This window comes from Planctopirus limnophila DSM 3776 (assembly GCF_000092105.1).
Classification (GTDB): domain Bacteria; phylum Planctomycetota; class Planctomycetia; order Planctomycetales; family Planctomycetaceae; genus Planctopirus; species Planctopirus limnophila.
Map to the genome: position 1 here is coordinate 5371164 of NC_014148.1, position 14759 is coordinate 5385922.

General features: G+C 55.1%; 10 protein-coding genes. 5 read left to right on the forward strand and 5 right to left on the reverse strand.

Annotated elements, in window-relative coordinates; genetic code table 11:
• The first annotated feature begins 452 nt into the window (after positions 1-452).
• Positions 453-2612, forward strand: coding sequence for an SEC-C domain-containing protein (locus PLIM_RS21580; protein WP_013112441.1), 2160 nt, complete (start codon positions 453-455; stop codon positions 2610-2612).
• A 299-nt stretch (positions 2613-2911) separates the two neighbouring features.
• Here PLIM_RS21580 and PLIM_RS21585 read toward each other — a convergent pair whose 3' ends face one another.
• From PLIM_RS21585 to PLIM_RS21595, 3 genes are all read right to left on the reverse strand, one after another.
• Positions 2912-3265: a hypothetical protein gene (locus PLIM_RS21585; RefSeq protein WP_148227224.1), complete on the reverse strand. Its 354-nt coding sequence runs from the start codon at positions 3263-3265 to the stop codon at positions 2912-2914.
• A 191-nt stretch (positions 3266-3456) separates the two neighbouring features.
• Positions 3457-5667 (reverse strand): threonine--tRNA ligase, encoded by a 2211-nt coding sequence (gene thrS / locus PLIM_RS21590; protein ID WP_013112443.1) that lies wholly within the window; start codon positions 5665-5667, stop codon positions 3457-3459.
• A 374-nt stretch (positions 5668-6041) separates the two neighbouring features.
• The gene (locus tag PLIM_RS21595; RefSeq protein ID WP_013112444.1) at positions 6042-6626 is read right to left on the reverse strand and encodes a hypothetical protein; all 585 of its coding nucleotides are present in this window, start codon (positions 6624-6626) and stop codon (positions 6042-6044) included.
• Positions 6627-6964: 338 nt separating this feature from the next.
• Here PLIM_RS21595 and PLIM_RS21600 point away from each other — a divergent pair, with 338 nt between their 5' ends.
• Together PLIM_RS21600 and PLIM_RS21605 are read left to right on the forward strand one after the other, a co-directional pair.
• Positions 6965-7708: a sugar phosphate isomerase/epimerase family protein gene (locus tag PLIM_RS21600; RefSeq protein ID WP_013112445.1), complete on the forward strand. Its 744-nt coding sequence runs from the start codon at positions 6965-6967 to the stop codon at positions 7706-7708.
• Positions 7709-7924: 216 nt separating this feature from the next.
• A complete protein-coding gene (locus PLIM_RS21605) occupies positions 7925-10930 on the forward strand; it encodes a tetratricopeptide repeat protein (RefSeq protein WP_013112447.1) in 3006 nt (1001 codons plus the stop codon).
• Between the two features lie 324 nt (positions 10931-11254).
• Here the strand turns inward: PLIM_RS21605 and bcp are convergent, their stop codons facing one another.
• Positions 11255-11737, reverse strand: coding sequence for a thioredoxin-dependent thiol peroxidase (gene bcp, locus PLIM_RS21610; protein WP_013112448.1), 483 nt, complete (start codon positions 11735-11737; stop codon positions 11255-11257).
• Between the two features lie 97 nt (positions 11738-11834).
• Positions 11835-12617, reverse strand: a complete 783-nt coding sequence (locus PLIM_RS21615) for a hypothetical protein (RefSeq protein WP_013112449.1) — start codon at positions 12615-12617, stop codon at positions 11835-11837.
• 384 nt (positions 12618-13001) lie between these two features.
• On the opposite strand from PLIM_RS21615, the gene PLIM_RS21620 reads away from it, so the two are divergent.
• Positions 13002-13556, forward strand: coding sequence for an anti-sigma factor family protein (locus PLIM_RS21620; RefSeq protein WP_013112450.1), 555 nt, complete (start codon positions 13002-13004; stop codon positions 13554-13556).
• Positions 13553-14674 (forward strand): hypothetical protein, encoded by a 1122-nt coding sequence (locus PLIM_RS21625; RefSeq protein ID WP_013112451.1) that lies wholly within the window; start codon positions 13553-13555, stop codon positions 14672-14674. Before PLIM_RS21620 ends, PLIM_RS21625 begins: the two co-directional genes overlap by 4 nt.
• Positions 14675-14759 lie beyond the last annotated feature (85 nt).

The following is a 14759-nucleotide window of genomic DNA, read 5'->3' on the forward strand; positions in this document are numbered from 1 at the left end:
GAACAGGAGAGCACATCCGGGCGTGTGGAAATCGATCGACTTTCGATGATTGATCAGAATTCCCGGGGGACGAGGGGTTGATTCAACCCTTCTTTGCATAGGAACTTTGGGCAGATCGTGTTAAATTTGCAGGTTGTGGTAGGGCGTCATGCAATCCGTCAAATGTCGGATGCTGTGCTTGCCAGACTCGACAGCATTTACTCTAAACTAAAGTCATTTCACAGTTTGCACATTCATCGGGTCGCTGCCAACCATCCATCAGGCGTGACTCACTCTGAGGCGATGTCTCGTGAAGATCGCCGCCAGAGGATTAGTTTTTCTTCGATAGATAAGCTGTTGGATTGGATGAGGTTGTCAATCATTCAGTCTGTCAGATCCACATTCGACAAACGATAGACTCCAGTGCCGGTGACGACCTCAGGTCATCGCGGCCGACAGGGAAGGAAACAGGAATGGCCGTCGATCTTTACCAGCCCTGCCCGTGTGGCAGTGGGAAGAAACTCAAATTCTGCTGTGCACCGATCTCCGACGAAATGTCGCGTGTCGACCGGTTGATCGCAGATGGCCAGTTACGCCCTGCATTAACGGCCCTCGAAGCTCTCGACCGCAAAGTGACTCCCGATACGTCCAGCCATGCCTGGATTGTGACCACGACATCCACCGTCCATTTGCAGATGGAACGGCCAGATCTCGCTCGCGATCTGCTCAAAAAACTGCTCGAGACTCATACCGACAACGACTACGCTTTCTGCCTCTATGCGATGGCTTCGCTCGCGACAGACAGCTACGAACCGTCTCGCAAAATCATCCAGAAGGCATTCTTCCGCTGCACCCGCAAATACCCCGCCATGTGCAGTCATCTGGCCATTGGTATCGCAACCGTCATGATGTCGCGCAATGCCTGGATGGCCACTCGCGAAGCGATGTCACTCGCACTTCGCTTTGCCGCAGAAGACGAACGTCAGGATGTCTTCCTCCGGCTGCTGCAGGTCGATAACAATCCGCAGATTCCCTGGCCACTGCGCGGAGCGCATCATCTCCCCGAGTTCACCGGGAGCGAAGAGCACGAGAAGGAATTCAAAAAGGGTCAGAAGTTTGTGCAGATCGGCTGCTTCGAAGCGGCTGCCGATACTTTTGCAGCGCTGTCCCGCCAGCTTCCGGATGCTCCCGCTGTCGCCCATGCGGCCGCTTTGTGCCGGGCCTGGGATGGAAACGAAGCCGAAGCCGCCGCTGGCTTCCATCAGGCCGCTCGTCTCTACACCGATCGATCGAAGGCCGTCGAATGCGAGACGCTGGCTCAACTCCTGCAGATCAGTGCCAGCTCCGATGAGCCGAATCTCGTTCGTCACGAGTTTTCGGTCTCTTCAGTCTCGCGTCTGCTCACAGCTTTCGATCAGCACGATCGTCTCAACCGCGAAGAGCGCGACTTCTCGCGGTTGCCAGTCGCTCCGGTGGCCGTTTACCAGATTTATGATCGCAGCCTGAAAGACCTGGTCCTTGGTGAAGGTCTCCCTGCGCCAGATCAGCTCCCTTCGTCCTTGGGTGAAGTGCATATCTTCGATGCAGCGCCGGATGGCTCAGCACAGGCACTGGCTGGCCTGGTGGCTTACGCCGGTAATGAAATGGAAACCGCGATTGCTCTTCTCAAAGAAGCCGCCGGCGACCTATTGGGCGATACCAGCGAAACGAATCAGCCCATCGCGGGTGTTCCCGAGCAGTGGATCGAGTTGCAAAGGCAGCATTATTTCCCTTCCCGATTGACACCTTCGCAGATTCGCGAGCTGGAAGACCAGCTCTTTAACTGGAAGCTCAATGAGAAGTGGGCCAAGACACCTGCCGCCGGGTTGGCAGGCAAATCGCCAGAGGAAGCTGCCAAAGATCCTGCGATGAACATCGCCGTCACAGCAGCGATTTTCGTTCTCGATTCGTTTGCTGCTCAGGTTCGCAAACTGCTCGATATCCGGAAGATTTTCCAGCAGCTTCAAGTGGAACCACTCCCACTGCTGGAAGTGACCCCCGAGACACCCCTGGCCAATCTATCGGTGATCGATTTCCAGCGATTGCCCGTCTCTCAACTCTCTGATGAGCAGCTCAAGCTGGCGTTCAATCGTGCACTGCTCATTCAGCATCCGCAGTTCCTCTATGACGTCGAAATTGAAATCACCCGCCGACCCGAGCCTCTCGACAAGGTCGATAAGGTCAAGCTCTATCGCTCTCTGGGTGAAATGGAACTTCTGCGGAACAACTTCCAGGGTGCACTTCACTGGATTGGCGAAGAACGCAAACTCCCGGCTCCTCAAGGCACCACCGAGTTTTCGTTCACGCTCCAGCACGATATGTACGAGTTGAATCTGCGCGCCATGGCACCGGAAGTTACCGGCTACGACGAACTGATTCAAAAATTCGTCAACTACTATCTTCCCAAGCTGCCGCAACTCCTCGAGTTTCTGGAGTCCGTCTCAGCCATCTCGCGCAAACCACTTCCTGGCATCTCGGCTTCAGGGATTGTCACACAGACCGACACGGCCACATCCGGCGGCCTCTGGACTCCCGATCAGCCACAAACCACGGCCAGTTCAAGCGGTGGTGGACTCTGGTTGCCCGGGAACTGAGACCAATCGCCAGGTGACACACACTCGCTTGGTAATAGACGACCCGGCCAACTTATGGCCGGGTTGTCATACTTCGCGCGACGACAAGCTGCCGCTCCATGCGTGTTCCCTGCCACAACCTTTCACTCGGCCTTGGGTGGCACGACCCTGAAGGCATTGCGAAAGGGCGTGGTCTTGCCCTAGCGACAACCACAATGGCCGCGTCGAACCTCTTTGTTGATGGCTAAGTGCCATGCTTGCGGCTCGGAGCAAGCATGCTTTAAAGATCTCTCAACAAGCAGTTCAGCTCGGAAATCCCATCAGAAGACGCCACTTGTTGGCGAAAAATCCTGTGAGAACTGCTTCGGATTCAGCTTCATACCAGTCTCACGATCTTCCTTTGCCCCCTGTTTATCTAACGCCATCAGGCGCAATTGCCAGCGGTGGAAGTAGAACTCCCATTGATCGGGAGTACTTGCAATCAATTGATCAAGAATCTGAATAGCACCTTTTGTCTCATGAGTTTCTGCCAAAGCGATCGCTTTGAGAAACAACAGTCTCTGCCGCTGATCGGCATTGATGTCCGCTGCACCGAGCGTCTCTTCAATGATTGGCAGGGCATCTTCCGCCCGACCGCGATGAAGGATCGAACAGATTTCCAGATCCACCGGCAAGGTCTGGAAGTTTTCTTCATGTGACCAGGGCGAAATTCAGTCTCGCGGCTTGTAGTAGATTGTCGTGGACTGCGATGGGGGAGCGGGTGCCAGCATGCGATCGATCATCGCACCGCACCCTGACCCCATCATGGCGAGGAGAAGCCAAGTGGCAATTCGCTTCCCACAATCCACAACCATCGCCTCCCCAATCAATCCGCGTAGTTCTCTCCCTCATTGCTCGTTGCGGGAGCAGGTGCGGGTTTGGCGATACTGCGGATGCGTTTTTCAGTCACTTCCTGCTGCAGGCGGGTGATGGCTTCGGCCAGGGGGACCGCACCGAGATCTCCCTCGATCCGATCACGAATCGAAACGGTGCGATTCTCCTGATCCTTCCCCCCCACCACCAGCATGTACGGGATCAGCTCGATCTGCGCATCGCGGATCTTGCCGTTGATTTTCGCCCCCCGCAGATCGGTGGTCACGCGGAAGCCCGCGGCCCGGAACTCGCGCTCCACTTCGCGGGCATAGCCTTCGAACTTATCGCTGATCGACAGCACGCGCACCTGTTCCGGGGCCAGCCATAACGGGAACGCACCCGCGAAGTGCTCGATCAGCATGCCGGTGAATCGCTCCATCGAACCGAACGGTGCGCGGTGAATCATCACTGGCCGGTGGGCCTGATTATCCGCTCCCACATATTCCAACTGAAAACGCTCGGGCAGGTTGTAATCGAGCTGCACGGTTCCCAATTGCCACTCGCGGCCAATGCAATCCTTGACCATGAAGTCGGCTTTCGGGCCGTAGAACGCGGCTTCCCCCTCGCGGGCGGTGAACGGCAGGTTGAGTTCGGTGAGGACGCCTCGCAGGCTCGCTTCGGCCCGCTGCCAGTTCTCTTCGCTCCCGACATACTTGTCGCTCTTGGGGTCGCGCAGCGAAAGCTGGACGCGGTAATCCTCCAGCCCCACGCTTGCCAGCACAAACTGCACCAGCTGCAAGGTCGCGCGGAACTCCTCTTCGACTTGTTCGGGTGTGCAGAAGAGGTGCGCGTCGTCCTGGGTCAGGCCCCGGACGCGGAGCATTCCGTTGAGCTCGCCCGATTGTTCGTGGCGATAAACGGTGCCGAACTCGGCCAACCGGACGGGCAGATCGCGATAGCTGCGCTGCATCGACTTGTAGATTTGGGCGTGGTGCGGGCAGTTCATCGGCTTGAGTAGATATCGTTCCTGCTGCTTCTCCCAGGTGCGCAGCACTTCGATCTTCGCTGGATTGCCGCTGGCGGCAGCGTATTCGGGAATCTCGACCCCCAGAATCTTTGCCGAAGCGAGGAGCGACTTTTCGTCGGCTTCACTGATCGCGTTGTCTTGTAGTTTGCGGATCCAGAAGTCGATGAGTTGCCCGCCGTCGTGGCCATAGAGCGGGGTGAATTGCGAATCGCGGTAGTAGGGGAAGTGGCCGCTGGTTTCGTAGAGTTCCACCCGGCCGATATGCGGGGTGTAGACCGGCTGGTAGCCGCGCTTGAGCAGTTCTCCCTTGATGAACTCTTCGAGGAGTGCCCGCACAGTGGCCCCCTTGGGGAGCCACAAACAGAGGCCGGCCCCGACTTCGGGGCTGATCGAAAAGAGGTTGAGCTGCTTCCCCAGCACGCGGTGATCACGCCGCTTGGCTTCGTTCACCTGTTCGAGGTGGGCATCGAGATCCTTCTGCGAGAACCACGCGGTTCCATAGACGCGCTGGAGCTGTTGCCCGCTGGCATCGCCTTTCCAGTAAGCCCCCGCCACGCTGAGCAGCCGGAAGGCTTTGATCCGCCCGGCGTCGGGAATGTGCGGCCCCCGGCACAAATCAACGAACTCCCCTTGCCGGTAGAAGCTGACAGTCGCTTCGCTGGCGAGACCTATCTGAATGTGTTCGCACTTGAGCTTCTGGCCCATCCCTTCGAGCATGGCCAGAGCTTCATCGCGATTGGTGATAAAACGCTCGAACGGCTCGGCCATTTCGACGAGCTTCTGCATTTCAGCTTCAATGCGGGCGAAGTCGTCCTCGCTCAGCTTGTGGGGCAGGTCGAGGTCGTAGTAGTAGCCTTGGTCTTTGACAGGGCCGAAGGCGAGCTGCACGCCGGGGAAGACGCGCATGATGGCCCGCGCCATGAGATGGGCGCACGAATGCCGCAGCACGCCCAGCGACGCGGCGTCCTTCTCGGTGAGGATCTGCACGGGAACAGGTTGAACGTCTGTGGTTTCACTCACGGGCCGCTTGAGGTCGGTGACCTTCTCGCCCACGCGGGCGGCAATGGCGGCTTGCGCCAATCGAGGGCTGATCGATTCGGCAATCGCCAGCGGAGTGACATCACCCGGGAATTCTTTGACCGATCCATCGGGCAACTGAATTTGGACAACAGAGGGGGCAGAACCTGAAGCAATCATGTTGAAATGCATCCTGACCAGCCTGACGACAGACGCTCTCCCCGGCCGACTCCGCCGGAAGGTTGCTGTCGCTCAACACCAGTCTGACTTGAAAAATACGACTCGCGATCGAGTCTGATTATTCTGAGAAGTTCTTCCCGCCGGGCGAGTCGCTTTCTGGGCAGGTTGAAGACCTCTCGACATCCCTTCACAGCTTACAAGAACCGGGAAAATTTGTCCGTCCCGGCCATAGAGGAATTTCCAGTGAAGAAGGTTCACGCCGGCAATTATCTGGGCTGACTCGAATTGAGTCATGGGGACCACTGGAAAAACGAAAAAACCCCATATCGCTATGGGGTTTATCACGCTTTGAGCGGAGTTGAGCCAACCATCAACTACTTCATGAAGAAATCTGTTGGGCCGCGGTGTGTGTAATAGGGGTACTGCACCATGCCAGCCGGGACTGGGCCGGTGGGATAGCTGAGGTTTTGCGGCCAGACATGCCGGTAAGTGTGGTGACTGTGTGGGTAGCCGCAACCTTTGCCGCAGCGTTTGCAGCCATCCGGTGGGCAGGCATTGCCATACTGACAATGTGGGCAGCCATCTCCACGACCTTGGCCTAAGCCTTGACCGTAGGTGGGATGGTTGGTGTAAACCTGGCCCTGGTTGCCGGTGAAGTAACCTTCATTCCCGGCGTAGTAGCCACCCTCAAAGCCGTAATTGTGATTACGAGCCCCGGGCACCAACGTGTAATCGTGGTGTTTGGCGTGTGCTTTCGCGTGCTGGCCATATCCGGGTGCAGAACCCATCAGTGGAGCCTGTGTGCGTTCCTGATTCAGAATGGCGGCCTGATCAACAGGTGAACCATCGGCCAGAACGTAAGGAGACTGTCCGCGAACTGTCTGATCAGTCACGGAACAGCCTGAAAACAAAGCTGCAATTCCAAGTGCCAGGATTCCGAGCGTTGATGTCGAGTTCATTCTCGCCATTCCCCCACCGTCAATACGATGCCCCATGCCAGAGAAGACTTCTCCAGGCTCTCAAAAGGGTTATCGACCATTTCGCAGCAAAACACGAACAATTGGTGTGCCAAGTCTTTTCGGCATGATCCGCGCGGACGGAACGCCTTGCAGGGTCAGCCTAATCCGGATAAATTCACAGACTGTCAACTGGAGGGATCCAGGACTCATTATCGACAGAAGTCTATCTCAGATATTGATTTAGCTTTCGATGGATACACCTTGCCCCTGATCGGTACCGGTTGATCCGGTCATTCGAAGACGGGTTTGATCAGGATGTGATTGTCAGGGAGGGGCTGATGTTCGTTGCAATTTCTTCTCGATGTTTTTCGGATGTTTCGTTCGCAGAAGCCTGCTCGCAGATCGCAGATCTGCATTACGACAAGCTCGAATTGTGGATGGACGACGCCTCGGAACATTTGAAGTCGTCTTATGTGGCCGAAAATCCCGAGCGATTCGTCAAGCAGTATCGGGAAGCGACCCGGTTGACACCTGTGGCGATCAGCCTCGAGCAAGATCTTCCGCCCGGCCCATTTGAATCCATTTGTAAACTGGCCAAGATCCTCAAGATCACCCAGATCACGATTCCAGCGGGTGCTTTGGGTACACCTTTTAATGAAGAGATTGATCGCCTGCGTAGTCGCCAGGCGATTGCCAGCACCTCGGGAATTCGTCTCTCCTTAAAGATGAAGACTTCGACACTGACAGAAGATCCACGAACGGCTGTCGAGCTTTGTCAGTCAGTTCAAGGATTGGGGATTACTCTCGATCCGAGTGCCGTCATCTGTGGGCCATTCTCGAATCAATCGATTGATCCCGTCTTTCCTTACACTTATCACACGCATTTGAGGGATACCTCTCCCACACAATTGCAGATTCCCGTCGGTCTGGGGGAAGTCGATTACAACCGGATCATCAGTCAGTTGCAGCGCTGCAACTACACGAGGGCTCTTTCCGTCGAGATGTATCCGGAATTGATTACCGATTCAGATCGTTCGCTGGAACTCCGGAAGATGCGCATGCTGCTGGAAAGCCTGCTCTAACAGATTCTCCAAGAACGCCGTGTTCATCGCACATCCGCAGCCAGACTCAGCTTCGATCCGTTGAGCAGCCGTTTTTCGGCCCGTTTTCCCATAGCATTCGCACATCGTAACGAACAGACTGGAATCAGCGTCTTTGCGCGGCGAGCAGTGATGACTTCATGAGAAGTCATGCTGCTCGCTGGCCTATTTCCGGTTCTGCTGGTCAGGTGCTGAGTGATGCGTGTTGTCTTGGATGTCGGGTTGATCTCCGCGAAGTTTTTCTTCTGTCTTCTACTGGCTCTTTTCTGTGTGGGAGGAGTTGCCAGTCGGAATCTGTGCGCGGCCGATGAACCATCCCCGACTGTCACATGGCGCGAGGCCTACGAGCATCTTCAGAAAGGTCGCTACGAAGAGGTCGAAGAAGCGTATGAGTTCCTGAAAAAGCAGTCGGCCACAAAGGATGATCTCCCCGGCGAATTCGCCAATAGCCCACATCCACTCACAGGGCCACAGTATGCCGAGATCGCGCTGGCGCGCATTGATCTCGAAACCGGACATCGAGCCCGGGCCTACGAGCGGTTGGAAGCACTCAAGAAATTGCATTCCGAACAACCGCGGATTCTCGGGTTGCTCGCGTGGTATGCCTTTTTGAATGGCAAACTGGATGTCGCAGAAACAAGCGCACAAGAAGCCATTCGGATAGAAGCGGATGAACTCTGGGCACGTCGAACGCTGGCAGAAGTTTATCAGGCGACCGGTCGATTAAAGCAGGCGGACGAAGGCTGGCGGTATTTCGTGAGGTATTACAATCGCGTTCAGCCAGAAAAAGCGGAAGAGCTGTTGCTTGCTGCTGAAGGTTCGTTGGCGTATGCCCGCTGGCATACCGGGAAACAGATTTTTGATTTCGTGCTGAATACGCTGTGCATCGATGCTCTCAAAGCCGATCCACTTTTCTGGCAGGCTCATGAATTGAGTGGCCGGCTCTTGCTGGAGAAGTACAACAAGCCGCAGGCTCAACAGGAGTTCCAGGCTGCTCTCGCGATTAACCCGCGGGCTGTGACTGTGTTGCTGGGCAGGGCACAAGCTGCGGCCCAGGATTACGACTGGGATGAATCGAATCGACTGGCCAAAGAAGTGCTGAAAAATGCCCCTGGCGAACCCCTGGCACATACGCTTCTGGCAAGATCCTTGCTGTTCTCGAATCAGCCCGAGGCAGCTCTCGAACAGCTGCAACTGGCAAAAGCGATCTGTCCGACCGATCCCACCACGACGGGCCTGATTGTCGCGGCCCAGATTCAACGTGACGGCATTCGTTCATTGCCCCGCCTGCAGCTACTTCTCGAATCAATTGATCATATTGCTGATCTTCCGGCAGCGGCAGATGCTCCCGAGGCCTACGAGACCACGTTGATTGCCGCAGCGAAGATCAACAGTGCCTGCGGTGAAGTTTTAGCCACAACGGGCGAAGCTCTCGAAATGCATCGCAAGTTTGAACTGGCCGAAAAGTTTTATCGGGCGGCACTCGCCGTCATGCCTCAACTCACTGCTGCCAGGAATAACCTGGGGATGCTGACGCTGCAGATGGCGCGGGTGGATGAAGCCCGCACCATGCTCGATCAGGCATTCAAGAGCGATCCGTACCACATGCGTGTGAGCAATATGCGTAAGGTCATTCGTCAACTGGATGGCTACGCGACACTTTCGACTGATCACTTTGTAATTCGCTATGACAACGCGCAGGACGAGTTGCTCGCACGCTATATGTCGAAGTTTCTGGAAAACGAAGTCTATCCGCAACTGGTGAAACAGTTCGGATACGAACCATCCACACGAACCACCATCGAGATTTACAGCAAAGGGAATGGTCAGACGGCTCATGAATGGTTCAGTGCCCGGATGGTCGGTTTGCCCTGGGTACAGACGATTGGTGCCTCCACGGGGATGATGATTGCCCTGGCTTCACCGAACGGGCTGAATGAACCCTATAACTGGTCACGCGTCATTCGGCATGAGTATGTGCATGTGCTGACATTGCAGCAGACACAGTTCAACATCCCCCACTGGTATACCGAGGCTCTGGCAGTGAGGAACGAAGGTTATCCTCGTCCAGCCGAATGGAATGACATGCTTCGCAAGCGAGTTCCCCGGCGGGATCTGCGGAATCTTTCCAATCTGAACCTGGGGTTCATCAGTGCCAAAAATGGCGATGACTGGAATTTTGCGTATTGCCAGAGCGATCTCTATGCGAACTATCTCGTCGAGCGGTTTGGTGAGCCTGCACTGGAGAAACTTTTGTTGGCCTATCGAGCCGGCAAAACGACTGAGGTGGCTCTGAAGGAACTGTTTCAGACCGACATCAAAGACTTTGAAGCGGGATACCTGGATTACCTCGACAGGATCGTGGCACAGCTTCCGGGGCAGGCTGAGGCAAGTATTGAATATTCAAAAAGTGAGGTGGAGGCGGCTTTAGAGAAAGAACCTCGGAATGCCGAGTGGCTGGGCCGGGCCGCGATGTTGAAAGCCAAGGATCGTCGCCGGGATGAAGCCCGTAAGCTGGCTCGCGAAGCTTTGGAGATCGATCCACATTGTGCGACAGCCGCCATCGCCCTGGCAGAACTGGATCTTCGCGGAGAAGCACCCGAGAAAGCCATTCAGAAGCTCGCGTCGGCTCTGGATAACACTCAGCCAGATCATCAGCTCCTGCAGCGACTTCTCCCATTATTGATTCAAACCAAGCGATGGGACGAAGCCCTCAAGTATGCGTCTCTGGCGGAGACAACGTTTCCGAGTGACATTTCATCAACGGTAGCGCTGGCTGAAATTCTGCCACATTTCATGGATCTGCCCAGATATAAAGCTGTTCTCGAAAAGCTGTCTATGTATGAGAATGATGAATCTGAGTACCGGCTCCAGCGAGCAGAAATTGCCTGGAAAGAGAGCGATTTGCCGAACGTGGCCCGGTATGCCGCCATGGTGCTGGAAATCGATGTGACAGAACCGAAAGCTCATTGGCTGCTGGCCGAAGGGTTATCTGGCGTCAAGCCGGAGGAAGCTCTCGAAGAGTTTTCGATCGCCTGCAAACTCGATGATGAACTGGCCGAAGCGTGGGCCGGCTGGGCGGTTCTGCTGCAAACGCGCGGCCAGGTACAAGAAGCCCGCCAAAAGGCCGAAACCGCCCTGGCACTTGATGCCAAGAATGCACGGGCTCTCGAAGTCCTCAACAAGTCGCAGCCTGCTAAGTGATGCTATGAAGAATTAGGCGAGGGTATTTCTCCTTCTCCCGTTCCGACGGGAGAAGGCCGGGATGAGGGCGAACTCGAACGTATTGGGCAAACAATGAATGAACGACCCCATCGTGGGGTGTTCTGGATGCTCGGCCCTCTCTTACGCGAACAAGCGAAGGTTATAGAAGGGCACTTGCTGTTGCACGAAATTTGAGTTCACCACGAAGGTCACGAAGGTCACGAAGGCCACGAAGGTTGAAATCGAGTCCATCGTGGGAAAAACACTGCTGGCGAGCCAGCAGTGGAACACCCCGCGCTGTGAAATCCTGAATTCCAACCACAATCAGCCGGCGGCCTGGAGTTCCTGTATCTTCGCCATCACAGCCTCGGCATGGCCATCCACTTTGACCTTAGGCCAGACAGCCGCAATTTTTCCGGCTGGATCGATCAGAAATGTAGCCCGCTGTATTCCCATACTCTTCTTGCCATACATGTTTTTTTCGACCCACACGCCGTACTTCTCGGCAAGGGCATGGTCTTCGTCGGCCAGAAGCGGAAAGGGAAGTTCAAACTTCTCAATAAACTTCTGATGGGAATCAACACTATCGGTACTGACACCTAGAACCACCGTATTCGCTGCTGCTATAGCCTCATGCCGATCACGGAAATCACAGGCTTCGGTGGTGCAGCCGGGCGTGTTGTCGCGAGGGTAGAAGTAGAGCACGACATACTTCCCTTTGAGGCCGCTGAGCTTGTATCGGCCTTTGGGAAATGCAGGGAGATCAAAGGCAGGGGCTTTACTCCCGACTTCAGGAACAGCAGACATGAGCACAAACCTTTCCGAGAGGCAGTGAGTGAAATATAGACAGTTGAGTGGGATCCAGACGATCGAGTCTATCGAAAAGATCCTAGCCGTTCAGCAGTTAATGGCCAGTCTGGCTGGTTCCTGGTGGTTCTTCGACGGGATCTTCCCGGGAGGCGACCTGATCGAGAATCATGATCTTCTGCCAGACATTTCGAGAGAGATCATTTGTCAATCCGGAAAGTTGATCGGCTGCGGCCAGAGCCACTGAGTCGGGGAAATGCTGGACATAGATCGCCCCGATTTTGCTGATGAGAGAGAGCAGCTCGCTGCAATAATCGAGATATCGGCCCAGCTTGAATCTGTCGAGAATTCGCTCGGGTGAGGAGAGCGTTTTGTCTCCGCCGCGAATGACAGCTTCCGGGTCTTTGGTCAACTGGTGCATATCGACAATGTGAGCCAGCGAACGCAATTCGTGCAGGGCTGTCAGCAGTTTTCTGCGCTTGAACCGGGTTTCGAGACTGAAAAGAAATGCCCCCGCCAGAGCGAGAAAGATCAGGCTCTGCGAGGAGGAATCAAAGATCTGCACCATTTCGGTGAATTCGAGCCCATCGACATGGTAACGCGTGGATTGCATTAATCTCACAATGGGAAACGCGATCACTCCCAGAGTCAGCCAGATCCCGAGCCGGAGCAGCAGATTTGGTCGCGCCATGCGGGCGCCCTTAGCCATCGCTTCCCGACTGAGGAGCGTCACCTCGTGAGCAACTCTGGATAACCCGATCTGTCCAAATCGCTCCTGAATTCGACGTTCCAGGCGTTCGGCCGTTTCGACAATTCGATGGGCAGCCAGACTCCGGTAATCCGGGATGGAGCCACTGTTTTTCACTTTGGTTGACGACATAACCCGCTGGCTGATAAGCGGTTGTGTGTGTTTGTCCGAATCTGAAAACGCGGAAGATGTCGTTCCTGAAAAAATTGTCGTGGTTGGATTGGTTGGTGGAAGTGAAGGATCATGTCCCGCAGGTTGAGCAGAACTTTTGGTAGACTTTTCGGGTTCGTGCGAACCCTGTACGACTTCAGTGGGGTTCAAAGAGAGCCTTCCCTAAAGTGGAAATGAAAGTCTTCAACTCTTGCTTCATGAGTTCTGGTACACTGCACCTTCAATCTGCTGATTACTTTTGAGCATCATGAGTTCGACTTACCGACAGTTAAACTTGCAAACGAGGAACAGCCCGTCAAGGATCATGCGGCAATTCCGAAAACTGCGTTTGTTCTGGCATAAATCATGAATCGTCCGACACGATTGACCTCTGAAGTGCGTGAAGATCTGGTGGCTTATCTCGATGGTGAACTCGAGGAAGAAGCCGCCCAGAACGTGGATACTTTGCTATCGCACAATGAGACAGCTCGTCACGAGGTCGAGGTCCTGGCCCGAACCTGGGAATTACTGGATCTGCTCCCCGCGACAAAAGCGTCTGCGGATTTTTCTGAAAAGACCATCACACATATTCGATTGGCAGAGCAACCCAAGCTGACTCCGTGGCTCATGCTCGGTCAGCAGAAGCTGATGCAATCCTTACCCTGGGTCGCCAGCGGAGTGCTGGTGGTGGTGACCGCCGCTGTAGGCTATCTGGCGGCTCATGACTGGGTGCCGGATCGTTCGCGACGACTGCTTTCTGAATTACCACTGGTGCAGGATTACGATGAACTGATTGAAGTCGATTCGATCCAGTTTCTGAAGGAGCTTCGAGCCAGCGGGTTATTTGATGCAGGAACGAGTGGCAATTCGTCGGCTGGCGGTAAACCCAATGCACCCGCAGCTCAGGGGGGCAGCGAATGACCGCTCACCAGACTCTACTTTTGCGTATTGCCAGCATCACATGGTCGTGTTGCGTGGGGTGTTTGGCCACGTTTGCGGCTGAAGCAGATATCGAGCGTGCCTATCAGAAGGTCGCCGGTATGAATGCCATCGAACGTGATCGAATCGAACGCAACTTCGAGAATTTTGAAGCTCTTCCTGAGGAACGCCGCCAGCATTTGCGGCAACTGAACAATGAATTGCAGGCCGATACGAAAAGCGGTGGAGACCTGCATGCCATCATGGAAACTTACAGCATGTGGCTGAAGACGCTGACTCCTGGACAGCGAGACGATCTTCGTCGCGAGACCGATGCCCTCAAGAAGATGCAACTCGTCAAGAAATTCAAAGAAGAGCAGGATGCCCGCAACGAAGCGCAGGCGATGTATGTGGGGTCGTGGAATGAACGTCGCAATCGATCCGCCAGTCGCGGGCCGGCCTTATCATCCCAGGATCTGCAGGGACTAATAGAAATTTGCTTCAAAGATTTGCCCGTGGATCTTCAGCGGGATGCTCAGACACAAACGGGACTTTCCCGCTCACGGCGGATTCTGGAATCGTCTTTCCGGCAGGCGGGTGGCCGTTTGCGCTGGCCTGCTGAACCACAGCTGGTGCGGCTCATTGATGCGATTCAGGATCCCGAATTGAAGAAGCAGTTGGAGTCCAAAAAAGGGACCGAGCAGCGGATCTCATTTCTGAGCATGTTCTACCGCGGATTGGGAAATCTGGTCGGAGCCGAGATTGAGCGCAATTTACCCGCCGAGCAGGATCTGCAGACATTCTTCAGCGAGATGGACAGCACTCGCCGAGATGAACTGATGCGTCTGCCACCTGAGGATGCCCGTAAACGGCTGACGTATCTTTTCATTCAGGAAAAATCTCCCGAACTGAAGTCTCTCTTTGAAATGCGTCGCGATCTGGGCTTTCCATTGGGCGGGTTTGGCCCGGGAGGTGGCTCAGGTGGTATGGGGAATGGTGGCCCGCCAGGAAATGGCCCACCTGGTGATCGACCTCCCGGTGAGAGAAACACCAATGAGAGAAATTCCGGTGAACGTGGCCCAGGTCAACGACCACCCCGCAACGATGGGCCAGCGAAGTAAACTCCGGTCAAGCGAAGAGTTCCCCCGCTGTTGAACTTCGAGAGTAATCCCTCTTCGTGGATAGGGGGTTTTCAGGTTCACATAG

Coding starts and splice junctions, on each gene's coding strand:
- PLIM_RS21615 (WP_013112449.1), bottom strand. CDS start 12,617: ATGTCGTCAACCAAAGTGAAAAACAGTGGCTCCATCCCGGATTACCGG.
- PLIM_RS21625 (WP_013112451.1), top strand. CDS start 13,553: ATGACCGCTCACCAGACTCTACTTTTGCGTATTGCCAGCATCACATGG.
- PLIM_RS21580 (WP_013112441.1), top strand. CDS start 453: ATGGCCGTCGATCTTTACCAGCCCTGCCCGTGTGGCAGTGGGAAGAAA.
- thrS (WP_013112443.1), bottom strand. CDS start 5,667: ATGATTGCTTCAGGTTCTGCCCCCTCTGTTGTCCAAATTCAGTTGCCC.
- PLIM_RS21595 (WP_013112444.1), bottom strand. CDS start 6,626: ATGAACTCGACATCAACGCTCGGAATCCTGGCACTTGGAATTGCAGCT.
- bcp (WP_013112448.1), bottom strand. CDS start 11,737: ATGTCTGCTGTTCCTGAAGTCGGGAGTAAAGCCCCTGCCTTTGATCTC.
- PLIM_RS21620 (WP_013112450.1), top strand. CDS start 13,002: ATGAATCGTCCGACACGATTGACCTCTGAAGTGCGTGAAGATCTGGTG.
- PLIM_RS21605 (WP_013112447.1), top strand. CDS start 7,925: ATGCGTGTTGTCTTGGATGTCGGGTTGATCTCCGCGAAGTTTTTCTTC.
- PLIM_RS21600 (WP_013112445.1), top strand. CDS start 6,965: ATGTTCGTTGCAATTTCTTCTCGATGTTTTTCGGATGTTTCGTTCGCA.